Raw genomic sequence first — 14,283 nt, 5'->3', positions numbered from 1 at the left:
CTGATTCGTTATTGACTCTTGTCCAATAACTGTACGTAATGTGCGAACAATTCACGATGCGCCATTAGCTCATCAAAAGTAATCGCAAAAATACCATGACCACCGAGTGCAAATTTTAGCCAGTCAAACTGAATGTCTGGATAAGCTTGTCTAAGCGCCCACTCACTATCACCCACTTCACACACTAACAAGCCTTCAGGACTTAGATATTCTGGCGCTTCAAATAAAATACGATGCACCAAATCCAGTCCATCTTGTCCAGCAGCCAGTGCTTGCTCAGGCTCATATAAAAACTCAGGCGGTAAGTCGGCCATGATAGCAGCATCAACATAAGGAGGATTGGTCACAATAAGTTCATATTGATTTTCCGCTGGAATCTTTGCAAATAGATCTGATTCGATCACGTTCACTTGATGACCAAGATCGTGATGATCAACGTTGACCATCGCCACTTCTAATGCTCCTTTGTCAATATCAACCGCATCGACTAAGGCATCGACAAAACGTGTCGCCAGTGCAATAGCAATACAACCTGACCCAGTGCATAGATCTAAAATACGCTCTGGTTGTGACAATTGTTTCATATCAAGCCCATGATCATAAAACACAGCCGGTTGACCATTAACAGTTGCACCTAGAGGCTTTGCAAGCTCATTGACATCAAAATATGGGTGAAACTGCTGGCGGATTAACTCCGCTATGGGCGAGCGCGGAATAAGAACGCGTTCATCGACATAAAAAGGCAGATCACAAAAATAGGCCAAATTGATTAGGTAACTCAGCGGTTTTCGTTCAGCGATACGCTCTTCTAATAAGCTTAGCACCTGCTGTTTTTCTGACGTCGTCAAACGGCAATCAAGTATTTGCTCATTGGCGGCCCAATCTAAAGACAGAGAATGCAAAACAATCGCTGACGCTTCAGCAAACTCGTCAGTAGTACCTTGTGCCACAACCACATCATAATTGCGTAGTTGAGTGACTGAAAAACGAATGAAATCACGTATGCTAGATAATTGTTCACGCGCCTCTTCAAGCTCGCTATGTAAGTTTGCAAATTGATCTTCTTCAGTGATTAGATCCGTTTCATCTGTATCCAACCCATCTTGTAGATTCTGCTCAAAATATTGAGACGCTTGATCGTTAGAATATTGATTTTGAAACTCTTCTGCACTCATAGTCTGGTGTTCTGACATATCGCACCTTGTTGATTACATGCTCGTTAGTCACATGATAGTGGATTAAATAAAACGCTGTGCATGCATTATAGACGTAAACGCTATATAGCGCCAATGACTATAAATCTTACTGCAATAAAACTTTGAAGTAAGAGTTTACAGCTATCTATAGCAATAAAATTAATTGATCATTATTTAGTAATTGACCAGCATTTATTCATTTTTTGGAATTTTTTATAAAAAGATAATCTTACTTAAAAATTGCTAATCAAACATTTTGAGCAACATGCCAGCCAAAATATCAGCCAAATATAACTATATTGTATGTCATACGTCAGCTATTGACGCTTAGCACTCTACAGGTACAAAAAGATGTATCAAAAGTTTGCTTAGAATCTTAATTGTGCGCATAATAGCTCCATTGTAATAACCTACTATGGTCAAATATGATGAAAATAAAACCTCTTATTGCTTCTATGTCTATCGCTATCATTAGCGCTAGTATGAGTCTCAGTGCCGTTGCTGCAACCGATAATACGCGTACAACGCCAGCACGTACGGCTGACAAATTACCTGGTATTGCTGTATTGGCAAGCCTTGATGTACAAGAAAGTCGTAGCACATCAATTGATAACAATAACACAGTTGCTACGCCTAGCATCAAGCCTAAGACCACTGACAGTATGAGTGATCTGATCGACACTAAGCAAGATAACAGAATACAGTCAGCATCAGAGCCAGTCGCTGCAGACAATATGAGCGCAGCTGAGCTGACGCGTAAGGATGAACAATCTGATCGTACTGACGATATTAGTGAAGGCCAAGCTGTGGCGGGTCCTAGTGACGCCTCATCTATAGACGCAACAGATCCTTCATCTTTTGAGATGCCTCAATATGAAAAGAGTCTAGATTTCAACACTGATCCTGCGATCAAAAATATCGAAGATAAGGATGGCAAAAGATATACCACGCTTAATTTGTCAAATTATGCCAAGCAAGTAAACAATGCCACATGGTCGCCGAATATGAATGTCAATTCAGCGATGACCATCAAAATGCAGGCTTTGCTTGACTGGAACTATGCCTCTCCTGGTCCAATCGATGGTGGTTGGGGCATGAATAGTAAAAAGGCGTTAATCAACTTTCAAACGATGAAAGGATTACCAGCGACTGGTACGATGGACCAAAAAACATGGGATGCATTGACTAAGAATATCCCTGCCAATAAGCCTGTTTTAGTCACGTATACGTTGACTGAAGATGATATCAAAACCAACTTTTTGACTACGCCTTCAGGCTCGGAAGCCAAGTCAAAAGTGAAAGGTTTGTATTATCAAGACATTAAAGAGATGCTTGCTGAGCGCTTTCATATGGACATACGCTACCTTGATAAGTTAAATAAAAATAAAAACTATCGAGCGGGTGAAACCATTACCGTACTTAACACACGTAAGCCGCTCAATGAGCGTATTAATCGCGTGGTTGCTGATAAAGCAAGCAAAACACTATATGCTTATAATGATGATAAGCTGGTTGCTACTTATCCAACGACGATTGGTAGCGATGCCACTCCTTCACCACAAGGTACCTTTAAGATCATTAATAGAGTTAAGATGCCATGGTATAAAGCGACTGTCGGTGAAGGTGGCGACAAAAAAGTACATATGTTACCACCAGGGCCAAATAACCCCGTTGGTGTCGTCTGGATGGGTTTATCAAAGCCTTCTTATGGTATTCACGGTTCACCCAAACCTGAAGGTATCAGTCGCCAAGCATCAGCAGGTTGTGTTCGTCTAACCAACTGGGATGTATTAGAAGTTTATGCCAATATCGAAAATGGCGCGACAGTCGAGCTTAAGTAGTAGCTGACTCGATAATACTTCATTGATATATTTATCGTTCATTTTAAAAAGGCCTTTATTTTAAAGGTCTTTTTTTGTTTACTGATAGATTTTTATTCATAAATTATAGGGATCAAATATGAAGACAGTGATGTTCATAGGTTATGGATCGATGGCAAGAAAGGTGCACGAGATGCTACCTAAAAATGTCAAATTATCGACTGTATTAGCCAGTCCAAGGAGCGCAAATAACTTAACGATAGAGATGGGCGAATCTATAAATGTGATTACTTCTGTAGACGACTTACTAGAAGTTCCTGATATCGCTATTGAGATGGCGGGACAAGATGGGCTCAAAGAGCACGGTATCAAAATCTTAGAGAGAAACATACCTCTTGGGATTGTCTCAGTGGGTGCTTTTACTGATGAAAAATTTGCGATTTCGCTACATGATGCTGCAAAAAGACATGGGGTAAAAATTCATATTTTAGCAGGAGCGGTAGCAGGTATAGATGGCATCAATGCTGCAAGCTTGGCCGGACTTAGTAAAGTTATTTATCAAGGTAGAAAAAGCCCTTCGAGTTGGAAAGGCAGTTATGCTGACAAGCTCATTGATTACGACTCTTTAAAAAAATCGACCGTATTCTTTACAGGTACTGCTAGAGAGGCTGCGACTTTATTTCCTGCCAATTCTAATGTCGCCGCAACCATTGCTTTAGCAGGGGTTGGCTTAGATGAGACACAAGTAGAGTTGATCGCCGATCCCACGCTTTCTCACAACATTCATCATATAATAGCTGAAGGCATATTTGGTAAGCTTGAAATTAGCATAACTGGACTACCATTAGCTGAAAATCCCAAAACTTCAAGCTTAGCTGCATTTAGTGCTTTACGTTTGTGTCATCAGATTAATCAAGCTCTACAAATATAAAGCATCAATGAAGCGAGGTTATATGGTCAAAAACTCCAAATATTTCAAGTTTTATAAACCTCGAATAGCTCATATAGCTGAAACATTATACTCGCTGACCGTCGTTATTTTCTTCACCAGTAATGCTGCCTATTTTTTTGGTAAAGAACAATCCGACTGGTATTGAAATTAAGATACCAACGACTACAGCAATCTTAATGTGCGGTATTTCATTAAATCCTGACACCAACGCTGCAATCATAAGTACGCCGATGGTAACTGTTGCTGTCATTGAATAGATCATAGAAAATAATGTCCAGTTCATAACCTAATCCTCATAGTTTGTGTGGGTATATCTCCTTTATACGTTAAATCCACACTAATAGTAAGCTTTTACAGTATACTCTTAGAGCACACATACCAGCTGATTTACTTATAAAACCATGCTAATATGAGGGATTAGTTGTCGGTCTATAAAACCTATATTTTTCTTCCTTGATTTACACTTATCAACTCTTGGTATCATGCTTATAGACATTATTTATAAAATTAGTCATCTGATATTTTTTAGAATAATGTCTGTTGTCAAAAAAACTGCTACGCTCTTTATGTTTTATCATTACAATAGCAGTCCTCTCTAGCAGTCCTCTCTTACCTGACATGTAAAGCCATAATGCCATGACATCATCAATCAACGACTCTTCTGAACCTTCGCCGTCAAAAAAAAATGTATCTGACTTTAAAAACAGTACCGAAAAAAATAGTACCGAAGCTACCAAGACCAAACAGCCATATCCATTGGACAGCGATAATTTGGTTAAAGATGATAGGCAACACACAGATAAAATAGAAACTGGAGCTAAACATCCCGATCCTGAAATAACCATGACGTCGCCCAGCCCAGATGTGGTCATCGCCTCTGTCAAAAATATCTCACCTCAATCGGAAACTGCGGCAGCACAAGCTGATGATAAAGATAACAACCACCACCGCACTACCGAATCAGAAAATACTTCTTCGTCTCAAACGCCTCCTACAATACCAGCAGAATCCAATAATAACTCATCATCACCTGCGCCAAATTCGGCGTTGAACGATGATGTTGATGGCAATGTTAAGCCACATCAAAGCGAGGATGAAAACGAAAAAAGTGCGAATGACACAGAAAGCCATCTAACAGACGATGATAAAGTCGATAAAGTCAAAGAAGAAAAGGAAGCAAAACTTGAGTCTTATAAGCAATTTATAGCGGAGCAATTTAGCAATCAAAAGGTAGACTATCCAAAGGTGCGGCTCACTATCGAGGCCAATGCCCTACCCAACAAAATGTATTTTATGATGAATACCCTTTCTGCCATCATCGCCAGTTATGGATTGATAACCAATTCAGCGGCAGTCGTTATCGGTGCAATGTTGGTCGCTATGGTGTTAGGGCCTATTACTGGTACTGCATTGGCTATCATTGACTATCGCATGCCGCTACTGCGCAGAACGCTATTTACCGTTATAGCTGGCGTTTCTTTAGTTATCTTGGTAGGTTTTATTGTTGGCTATATGCATCAAGGCCAACCGCTTTCCTCTGAAATTCTTTCGCGTACGCAGCCGACTTCAATGGACTTAATGATTGCACTCGCTGGCGGTACTGCTGGTGCTTACGCAATGGTTTCACCGCATCTGTCTGTCGCAGTGGTTGGTGTGGCGGTTGCAACCGCTCTTGTACCGCCCCTTGCAGCAAGTGGTATCTTATTTGCCAATGGAGAAACTACGTTAGGTTTTGGTGCAGCTCTGCTTGCTTTGACCAATATTATTGCCATTCAATTTACGAATGCGATGGTGCTTTGGTTTTTGGGCTTTCGTCGTTTAGTCGATGATGACTACAAATCAAGCACCTATTTAACGTTCTTTCGCCGTAATGCCATCGCTTTATTACTATTGGTCGGCTTAGGTATTTATTTGTCCATTAACTTAAACGTTAGCGCCAAACAGCAAACCTTTGAAAATAACGTAAAGGACGCTATAAACAGCCATTTTATAGACAAAGGTAACGTATTAACCAACACCCAATTCGAAAAAGTTGGAGGCTATCAGACTGTACGTGCTGTTATTCGTGGTGAAAACAGTCCGACATCCTCTGATGTGCAAAAGATTGAAGCGGTTATTACCCAAGATATGGCAGATAACTTTCCTGATTACTTACCTATCAAGTTACAACTGCGCTATTTGCCTGTAAAAATAATCGAATCTGACCCTCTGATTCAGAATCAACTTGACGAAACTGATGCCGCGATTTTGACCAAGTAATGTTAGGGCTAAACCTCTCATTACTTGTAGGTGCAACACACAAATGTAACTAGTGTTTACTAAGCGTCTATTTGTGAATCTTCAACACACCTTATGTGTTTGTGCTAAAATCGCTTGCAAAATTATTTTCTTTATTTTGTCCTTTTTATTTATCTCTATTTGTCAGTAAGGAGCCGCTGTGAGTCAGCCATTTCGCTCAGCCGATATTCGCCAAGCTTTTCTAGATTTTTTTGTGAGCAAGCAGCATACCGTTGTGTCTTCATCGAGTCTCATCCCGCATAATGATCCCACACTGCTGTTTACCAATGCCGGTATGAACCAGTTTAAAGAGACGTTTTTGGGTATGGAGCCACGTGACTACACACGGGCAGTATCTTCACAAAAATGTGTCCGTGCAGGCGGCAAACACAATGATCTGGACAATGTTGGCTATACCGCGCGCCATCATACCTTTTTTGAGATGCTGGGTAACTTCTCGTTTGGGGATTACTTTAAGCAAGCAGGTATTGCTTATATTTGGGAGTTTTTGACATCTGATGAATGGCTTGGGATAGATAAAGATCGCTTGTATGTGACCATTTACGAAACTGATGACGAAGCCTTTGATATCTGGAATAAAGACATTGGCATTCCTAGCAATCGTATCATTCGTATCGGTGATAATAAAGGTGCACCCTACGCATCTGATAACTTTTGGACGATGGGTGATACTGGCCCTTGTGGTCCTTGTACTGAGGTCTTTTACGATCATGGTCCTGAGATTGAAGGTGGACTACCAGGTACACCTGAAGAAGATGGCGACCGCTTTATTGAAATTTGGAACTGCGTGTTTATGCAGTTTAATCGTCAAAAAGACGGCACTATGCTGCCACTACCTGCACCTAGTGTCGATACTGGTATGGGGCTTGAGCGTATTAGCGCGATTATGCAAGGCGTCCATGGCAACTACGAGATTGATTTATTCGTACACTTAATGGATGCCGCTGCTGACATTTTAGATATCCAAAATGAGCAGCAGTCATCGCTTAAAGTGATTGCTGATCACATTCGTGCGGTTGCCTTTTTGATTGCTGATGGTGTCCTGCCAAGCAATGAAGGTCGCGGATATGTGTTACGCCGTGTCATTCGCCGCGCTGTACGCCATGGCAATAAGCTTGGTGCAGAAAATGAGTTTTTCTTTAAGATGGTTGCACCGCTTGTGGCTGAAATGGGAGCAGCTTATCCTGAACTAAAAGATAAGCAGAGTACGATTGAAAATGCCATCAAAAAAGAAGAAACTCAATTTGCCAAGACACTGGCACAAGGTTTACGTTTGCTTGCCAGCGAGCTTACCGACTTACAAGACGGCGATACCCTCTCTGGTGAAGCTGCTTTTAAACTTTATGATACTTATGGATTCCCGCTTGACTTAACCGCTGATATCACTCGAGAGCGTGGTATTGTGATCGATGAAGCTGAGTTTGATGAGCATATGCAGGCACAGCGCACGCGAGCACGTGATGCTGGCAAGTTTGACGTTGATTATAGTAGTGTCATTCAAGTTGAGAGCCCTACCGAATTTATCGGTTATGAGCAACTGGAAGAAAACAACGTCAATGTTATTGCCTTATACCAAGACGGTAAATCTACTGAACACTTAGATGAAGGAATGGAAGGTGTCGTCATCATTGATCGCACACCATTTTATGCTGAGGGCGGCGGGCAAGTTGGCGAGCTTGGCGAAATTCGTACGACAACAGGGGTGTTTGAAGTACAAGATACTAAAAAGTCTGGACAAGCTATTATTCACTATGGTGTCGTAAATATGGGCCGCGTTAGTGTGCAGCAAACGGCGGACGCGCACGTGCTTTCTGATGTTCGTGCCGCTAGTGCCAAAAACCATTCTGCCACGCACCTATTGCATGCAGCATTAAAAGTGGTATTGGGCGATGAGGTTGCACAAAAAGGTTCGCTGGTATCAAGCGATGTATTACGTTTTGATTTTGCTTATGACAAGCCCGTCAGTAGCGCTGAAATCATGCGCGTAGAACGTTTAGTCAATGAACAAATACAAGCTAACGCACCTGCTTGTATTGAGAATATGCCCATCGATGAAGCCATGCAAAAAGGCGCAGTCGCGCTGTTTGGTGAAAAGTATGGTAGTGACGTTCGGGTCTTAACTATGGGCACAGAAAGTATCGTTGATGGACAGCGTCAGCCCTTCTCTATCGAGCTATGTGGTGGCCTTCATGTACAGCGTACCGGTGATATCGGTGCCTTCAAAATTGTCAGTGAGTCTGGTATTGCCGCAGGTATTCGCCGGATCGAAGCCGTTACTGGCATGGGCGCGATAAAATACATCCAACAAAACGATCAGCAGTTGAGCACTTTAGCCTCCCAGCTCAAAGTCAAACGCCCTGAAGTTGCACAGCGTGTACGTACCATGGCTGACAAGCAGCGCGACTTAGAAAAACAACTGGAGCGTCTGCAACAAAAAATGGCCAGTGCTCAAGCGGCCAGCTTACTAGACGATGTACAGACCATTGCAGGCACGCCAGTATTAATTAGTATTGTAGAAGGCATTGATGGTAAGTCGATTCGCCCATTGATGGATGATATTAAGTCCAAACTGCAAGACAGCGTGATCGTCTTAGTGGGTGATAAAGATGGACAGCTAGCGTTGGCGGCCAGCGTAGCCAAGTCAGTCACTGCTCGTATTAAAGCTGGTGATATCGTTCGTCATCTTGCTGGCGAGTTAGGAGGTAAAGGCGGTGGTAAGCCTGATTATGCCCAAGGTGGCGCGTCCAAGACCGATAACATAGGCGCAGTTATTACAGCTCTACCAGCGTGGATTAAGTCACAACTTGGTTAACAAGAGGCTCAGAGTTCTATAACTTATCTGATTGGTTATAACAGTTATAACCAATCGCCATGTATCTAATGGCTGTTGCGACTTAAAATCAGCGTGCTAGTGTGGTATAAAGTATGGCGGTCAGCTCTTAATCCAGTCTGCCAACGAAAAAAACAATTAATAGCACAGCAGTTTTTATGATCCGGCTTTATCTTTGTTAGTGTTTACCTCGAGCAATAGGAATAAATAGACTCATTACAGGTTAACACTAGCAACTTATAGACAGCCATTGACGAATAATAGGTAAATTTTATGGCTTTAATAGTGCAAAAGTATGGTGGTACGTCGATGGGCAGTATCGACCGTATCAAAAATGTCGCAAAGCGCGTCAAACGTTGGCACGATAATGGCCATCAGATTGTCGTTGTAGTTTCAGCCATGAGCGGTGAAACCAACCGTTTGATTGATCTGGCTCGCCAAATTAGTAGCCAACCAGATCCTCGTGAATATGATCAAATGGTCTCAACTGGTGAGCAAGTTTCTATCTCACTCTTAGCCATGGCAATTAAAGACCTTGGCGTGGGTGCTCGCTCAATGACTGGTCGTCAAGTAGCGATCAAAACGGATAACGCGCACAATAAAGCACGTATCGAGAGTATTGATGATAAAAACATACGTGAACAACTAGACGCTGATAATATCGTTATCGTGGCAGGCTTTCAAGGTATCGACGAGTATGGCAATGCTACTACCTTAGGACGCGGCGGCTCTGACACTACAGGTGTTGCGATTGCAGCTGCCTTAGGCGCAGATGAGTGTCAAATTTATACGGATGTTGATGGCGTCTATACCACCGACCCACGTGTGACCTCAAAAGCCAAAAAGCTTGAAAAGATCACCTTTGAAGAAATGCTCGAAATGGCCAGTCTTGGCTCCAAGATTCTACAAATTCGCTCTGTAGAGTTCGCTGGTAAGTATGGTGTGCCTTTACGTGTACTCTCTAGCTTTGATGAAAATACCGACGGCAGCTTTGATCAAGATTTTCAAGACAATGTCGGCACCCTAATTACAATAGACGAAGGAGACAATATGGAACAGGCAATCATCTCAGGTATCGCATTCAACCGAGACGAAGCAAAAATTGTAGTACGCGGTGTACCTGACCATCCTGGTATTGCCTCTGCTATCCTAAGCCCGATTGGTCGCGCTAACATTGAGATCGATATGATTGTGCAAAATCTTTCGGATCAGGGTACAACAGATTTTACTTTTACCGTCAATCGCACTGACTTAGACAAAACCATGAAAGTGCTAAATGATGAGGTAAAAGACGAGATTGGTGCAAAAGAGATACTAGGCAATAGCGAGGTTGTCAAAGTGTCACTGGTTGGTGTCGGTATGCGCTCACACGCAGGTGTCGCTAGCCTTATGTTTCAGACGCTCGCTGAAAACAATATTAATATTCAAATGATATCGACTAGTGAGATTAAAGTTTCGGTTTTGATTCAAGATCAGCATTTAGAAAAAGCCGTTAAATCACTACATACGGCCTTTGGTCTGGATCGTGAAGACGGCGATAGCAAAATTGCGGGTTTATAAAACCAATGCAAAATACTGTGGCTCGATGATTTAGTATTGATCATTATTGAAACCGTTAAAACTGTAAGTCTATTTTAGTAGCATTGCTTTGACGGTTTTCAATTAAATAGCTATTTATCGTTTCTAATAAGCATTTGGTTAGGAAGGTACTTTTTATACCCTTTTTGTAATTTTAACGTTATTAACGTTGTAGTTTACCTAATAGTTTTATGAAAACCCGTGACAGCATCTGTTATGCCACCTATAATGGGGGCTCATTTGGGCTAAATGAACCTACCTATCATCATCGCTTATCGTGTAACACTTTACTTATCGTATGAGGCGCCTATATTACTTTATGGTTGTCGTATATAGGTTCTATGTCATGACGATTTAGTGATGATCTGTAATTGAGATGTAATGTAATGAGTAATAATTTTTTAATGCGACATAAGGAGTGTGACGCATGCTAATTTTGACACGCCGTGTGGGCGAGACGTTAATGATCGGTGATGAAGTCAGTGTTACTGTTCTGGGCGTTAAAGGCAATCAGGTACGTATAGGTGTTAATGCACCTAAAGATATTGCAGTACATCGTGAAGAGATTTATCAGCGTATCCAGCAAGAGCGTACAGTACAATCACAGATGCAACATCTTGAACAAGGCAATTTTGCGCCATCATTTGATGATGAAGACTACTTTAATCGTTAATTTAACCTGCTTTGAGGTCATTTACTTATGAGTATCCGCCAATCAGACGTATCGGCTTTGCTTAATGGATTGAACAAAAAAGCCATTGGATTTAATGATGTTATCAGCTTTATTGATGATTTTTATCGCTATGCACCAATGCCATTCGTGAATGGCTTACTGCATAATGATGCTGGTGAAAATGAAGGGAGTGCAAAAGTCTTTGGCTTTGCTAGACATCATGGCTTAGATCAATTAGATACCCTAAAGCTTTTCGGTGAGCATTACGAAAAGGTAAAAGCTACGCCGAATGGTACAGACCATGCTAACATTCGTAATTTTTTACATTGGGGCTGGCAGGGATTTTTAATGGAAACAAATCCACTGACATTACGTCCAAACGTAGATACTACTGCATTGTAAGCTATATAGTGTCTGCCACTATAAAAAAGCCACGCTATGATGATAGCGTGGCTTTTTTATATCAAGTTGATTCAGATTATTCAACCCAGTGTTATTCAATACTATTCAATTTATCACATTACTTATCGCGAAATTTGACCGGTTGAATCGCCCCCTTAGGATTGGGCATATTAGGATAATGATGTTCATGCTCTACATCACACTCAGCTCCAACGGTTGAACCATCGTCTTTTATAGGTTTATGAATGAAGCCAGTACGCTCAGCAGGTGCTAGATGTTCGTGCTCCCAAATCATGACTGCCTGCATACAAGTAGCACGCTGTTCAGCATTTAACTTAGTGCCATCAGCCCATTTACCTAGCTCAATAGCAACGCGGAACTTATCGACCAACTCTGGGGTTAAACTCGCTAAGATTGTTTGTTTATCCATTATATCTACTCTCTACTATTATTTTAGATACGTTTACTCGTCATCTATAATATCATCATCACTGTCGAGACTAAATTCTTCAGCGTGGACGTTCCAGTGTAGCTTAGTACGGCAAGCTTCATAAAAGTCAAAGCCTGGAGGATGCAGTAAAGTCAGCTTATCTGGATGTTTACGAATGTATAAACGCTGCTCTTGCTCAAGTGGCATGCTCGCTTTGCCGTCTGCACTGACCATCGGCTGCGTACGATTGTCCTCATGAATGCGAATACAGACTTCGCTATTGCCACTGACTACAATCGGTCTGCTCGATAGCGTATGTGGATGCATAGGCACTAGACATATTGCATCCATACTAGGATGGATAATAGGGCCGCCACCTGACAAGGCATAAGCGGTCGATCCTGTCGGCGTTGCAGCGATTAACCCATCGCTATGCTGTCGATAAACATCTTGACCATCAATTTTCATTTGAAAATCAATCATATGTACCGATTTTCCGGCATGTAAAACAATGTCATTAAGCGCCATGTCTTCATGGATAATGTCACGTCCTTCTCTTATCTCCATGGTTAATAAAAACCGATGGTCAAGTTGATAGTCGCCCATTAATACTTGACGTAGCTTAAAGGCAGCTTCATCAGGCTTTACATCAGCCAAGAACCCAAGTCGGCCACGGTTGACACCCAATACAGGTACACGGTAGCGCGCTAGTGCTTCAGCTGCATGTAAAATAGAACCATCTCCCCCTACTACGATGACAAGATCACAAATCTCGCCTATCAAACTACGCTTGACGATTTTGACTTTTTCTACTTCCGTCAAATCTAGAGTAGGCAAGTTAGCAGTTTGTACGTCCATAATTAACATCAAACCCATATCATTAATGGTTTGTGCAATTTGAACAAGGCTTTGGGTGACGCTACGTTTCCCAGCGCGGCCCATCAGACCAATACGCCTAAAAGCTGGGTTTTTTATAGCATGAAATAGCTCTGATTCGTGCAAATGCGGCAATCTTTCTGACTGCGCTGAGTTTTCCATAAAACGACTCGGTATCACTGTAAAGTACAGAGTAATGATAGCGATAAATGAGCGTTTAAACTAGCATGTTTTATCAATTATCGTTGTTAACTGTCATAATCGACCCCATATAATAACTAACGTACGCATTTTTTAGATGTTTTTTTGACTACTAAAAGTATCGTCTATATTAGTCAATAAGCGATTTAGCAGTCGCATAAAACCTCTATCTCTAATGCTCTCATGGTGTCACGCAAACACAGTTGACAATAATAACGGTTTTGCTAAAGTAACTGACATCTGTATTATTTTATTTATATTTTTTATTAAGGATACATGTATGGCCAATCCTATTGTCAGTCGCGCAGAACTTGCGGTCGGCGGTAAGTCGATGACCGTCAAAGGTGTGGTACAAAAGACAACAATGCTATTAGGCTTGTCAGCACTCTCTGGTTTAGGCTTTTTCTTTTATGCAATTGCTGCTGGATTATCTAGTAGCTTTATCTATATGACTGCAATCGTTAGTATGTTTGCAGGTGTTGGTTTAGCGTTTTTTATGATTTTTAAGCCTCATATGGCTAAGACCCTAGCCATTCCTTATGCTTTACTAGAAGGTTTGTTCTTGGGCGGCATCTCGATGATATTTATGAGTATGTATCCAAGTGTGCCGTTGACTGCGTTATGTGCAACCTTTGTGACAGCCGCGGTTATGTTAGGTCTATATCGCTCAGGCCTAGTAAAGGTCACGGATAAGTTTCGCTCTATTATGATGTCAGCAGTTTTTGCGATTATGATCTTATACGTTGTACAGTGGGGTTTTGTGTTATTTGGCTCAAGCTTACCGTTTTTGTTTGATGGCGGGATGATTGCTATTGGCTTTAGCTTGTTTGTCATCGTTATCGCCTCATTCAGTCTGTTGTTGGATTTTGATAACATCGAGCGCGGAGTAGCAGCGGGCGTTTCTGAAGACTACGAATGGATATTTAGTGTAGGTATCGTAGCGACTTTAGTATGGATGTATATCGAGTTCCTACGTTTGCTAAGTTATCTTCAAGACTAACCAAAAGTAATGTTTCATTAGAATTAT

Annotated in this window: 11 protein-coding genes and 1 pseudogene; 8 read left to right on the top strand and 4 right to left on the bottom strand. The window is 41.5% G+C overall.

The window, feature by feature from the left end; all coding sequences use genetic code 11:
* Positions 1-8: 8 nt before the first annotated feature.
* Complete coding sequence (prmB, locus tag ACS8FB_RS01630; RefSeq protein WP_439260701.1) at positions 9-1,193, bottom strand: 50S ribosomal protein L3 N(5)-glutamine methyltransferase; 1,185 nt, start codon at positions 1,191-1,193, stop codon at positions 9-11.
* Between the two features lie 428 nt (positions 1,194-1,621).
* Between prmB and ACS8FB_RS01625 the strand changes: the two genes are divergently transcribed.
* The gene (locus ACS8FB_RS01625) at positions 1,622-3,037 is read left to right on the top strand and encodes a L,D-transpeptidase family protein (protein ID WP_439260700.1); all 1,416 of its coding nucleotides are present in this window, start codon (positions 1,622-1,624) and stop codon (positions 3,035-3,037) included.
* A gap of 118 nt (positions 3,038-3,155) precedes the next feature.
* Positions 3,156-3,947: an aspartate dehydrogenase gene (locus tag ACS8FB_RS01620; RefSeq protein ID WP_439260699.1), complete on the top strand. Its 792-nt coding sequence runs from the start codon at positions 3,156-3,158 to the stop codon at positions 3,945-3,947.
* Positions 3,948-4,032: 85 nt separating this feature from the next.
* Here ACS8FB_RS01620 and ACS8FB_RS01615 read toward each other — a convergent pair whose 3' ends face one another.
* A complete protein-coding gene (locus ACS8FB_RS01615; RefSeq protein WP_439260698.1) occupies positions 4,033-4,251 on the bottom strand; it encodes a hypothetical protein in 219 nt (72 codons plus the stop codon).
* Between the two features lie 353 nt (positions 4,252-4,604).
* Between ACS8FB_RS01615 and ACS8FB_RS01610 the strand changes: the two genes are divergently transcribed.
* The 5 genes and pseudogenes from ACS8FB_RS01610 (at position 4,605) to ACS8FB_RS01590 (ending at position 11,749) form a co-directional block, all read left to right on the top strand.
* On the top strand, positions 4,605-6,227 hold the full coding sequence (locus tag ACS8FB_RS01610) for a DUF389 domain-containing protein (protein WP_439260697.1): 1,623 nt from the start codon (positions 4,605-4,607) through the stop codon (positions 6,225-6,227).
* A 178-nt stretch (positions 6,228-6,405) separates the two neighbouring features.
* Positions 6,406-9,078, top strand: coding sequence for an alanine--tRNA ligase (gene alaS / locus ACS8FB_RS01605; protein ID WP_439260696.1), 2,673 nt, complete (start codon positions 6,406-6,408; stop codon positions 9,076-9,078).
* 291 nt (positions 9,079-9,369) lie between these two features.
* A complete protein-coding gene (locus ACS8FB_RS01600) occupies positions 9,370-10,656 on the top strand; it encodes an aspartate kinase (protein WP_439260695.1) in 1,287 nt (428 codons plus the stop codon).
* Between the two features lie 445 nt (positions 10,657-11,101).
* Positions 11,102-11,269 (top strand): annotated as a pseudogene (csrA, locus tag ACS8FB_RS01595) (carbon storage regulator CsrA); the annotation flags it as partial.
* Positions 11,270-11,374: 105 nt separating this feature from the next.
* Positions 11,375-11,749 (top strand): HopJ type III effector protein, encoded by a 375-nt coding sequence (locus ACS8FB_RS01590; RefSeq protein WP_439260694.1) that lies wholly within the window; start codon positions 11,375-11,377, stop codon positions 11,747-11,749.
* 118 nt (positions 11,750-11,867) lie between these two features.
* On the opposite strand, the gene ACS8FB_RS01585 is transcribed toward ACS8FB_RS01590, so the two are convergent.
* Positions 11,868-12,179, bottom strand: coding sequence for a YeaC family protein (locus ACS8FB_RS01585; RefSeq protein WP_299216232.1), 312 nt, complete (start codon positions 12,177-12,179; stop codon positions 11,868-11,870).
* Between the two features lie 33 nt (positions 12,180-12,212).
* Complete coding sequence (locus tag ACS8FB_RS01580) at positions 12,213-13,217, bottom strand: NAD(+) kinase (RefSeq protein ID WP_439260693.1); 1,005 nt, start codon at positions 13,215-13,217, stop codon at positions 12,213-12,215.
* A gap of 319 nt (positions 13,218-13,536) precedes the next feature.
* On the opposite strand from ACS8FB_RS01580, the gene ACS8FB_RS01575 reads away from it, so the two are divergent.
* Positions 13,537-14,256, top strand: a complete 720-nt coding sequence (locus ACS8FB_RS01575) for a Bax inhibitor-1/YccA family protein (RefSeq protein WP_058368538.1) — start codon at positions 13,537-13,539, stop codon at positions 14,254-14,256.
* Positions 14,257-14,283 lie beyond the last annotated feature (27 nt).

The organism is Psychrobacter sp. 1U1, assembly GCF_051847535.1.
GTDB lineage: Bacteria > Pseudomonadota > Gammaproteobacteria > Pseudomonadales > Moraxellaceae > Psychrobacter > Psychrobacter saeujeotis.
Note: the sequence above shows the minus strand (reverse complement) of the source record. Positions and strands in the feature narration are given on the sequence as shown.

Excerpts from the sequence above, each read along its gene's own strand:
- ACS8FB_RS01620 (WP_439260699.1), top strand. The coding sequence starts at position 3,156 with ATGAAGACAGTGATGTTCATAGGTTATGGATCGATGGCAAGAAAGGTG.
- ACS8FB_RS01610 (WP_439260697.1), top strand. The coding sequence starts at position 4,605 with ATGACATCATCAATCAACGACTCTTCTGAACCTTCGCCGTCAAAAAAA.
- ACS8FB_RS01600 (WP_439260695.1), top strand. The coding sequence starts at position 9,370 with ATGGCTTTAATAGTGCAAAAGTATGGTGGTACGTCGATGGGCAGTATC.
- ACS8FB_RS01585 (WP_299216232.1), bottom strand. The coding sequence starts at position 12,179 with ATGGATAAACAAACAATCTTAGCGAGTTTAACCCCAGAGTTGGTCGAT.
- ACS8FB_RS01625 (WP_439260700.1), top strand. The coding sequence starts at position 1,622 with ATGATGAAAATAAAACCTCTTATTGCTTCTATGTCTATCGCTATCATT.
- ACS8FB_RS01590 (WP_439260694.1), top strand. The coding sequence starts at position 11,375 with ATGAGTATCCGCCAATCAGACGTATCGGCTTTGCTTAATGGATTGAAC.
- ACS8FB_RS01580 (WP_439260693.1), bottom strand. The coding sequence starts at position 13,217 with ATGGAAAACTCAGCGCAGTCAGAAAGATTGCCGCATTTGCACGAATCA.
- ACS8FB_RS01615 (WP_439260698.1), bottom strand. The coding sequence starts at position 4,251 with ATGAACTGGACATTATTTTCTATGATCTATTCAATGACAGCAACAGTT.
- prmB (WP_439260701.1), bottom strand. The coding sequence starts at position 1,193 with ATGTCAGAACACCAGACTATGAGTGCAGAAGAGTTTCAAAATCAATAT.
- ACS8FB_RS01575 (WP_058368538.1), top strand. The coding sequence starts at position 13,537 with ATGGCCAATCCTATTGTCAGTCGCGCAGAACTTGCGGTCGGCGGTAAG.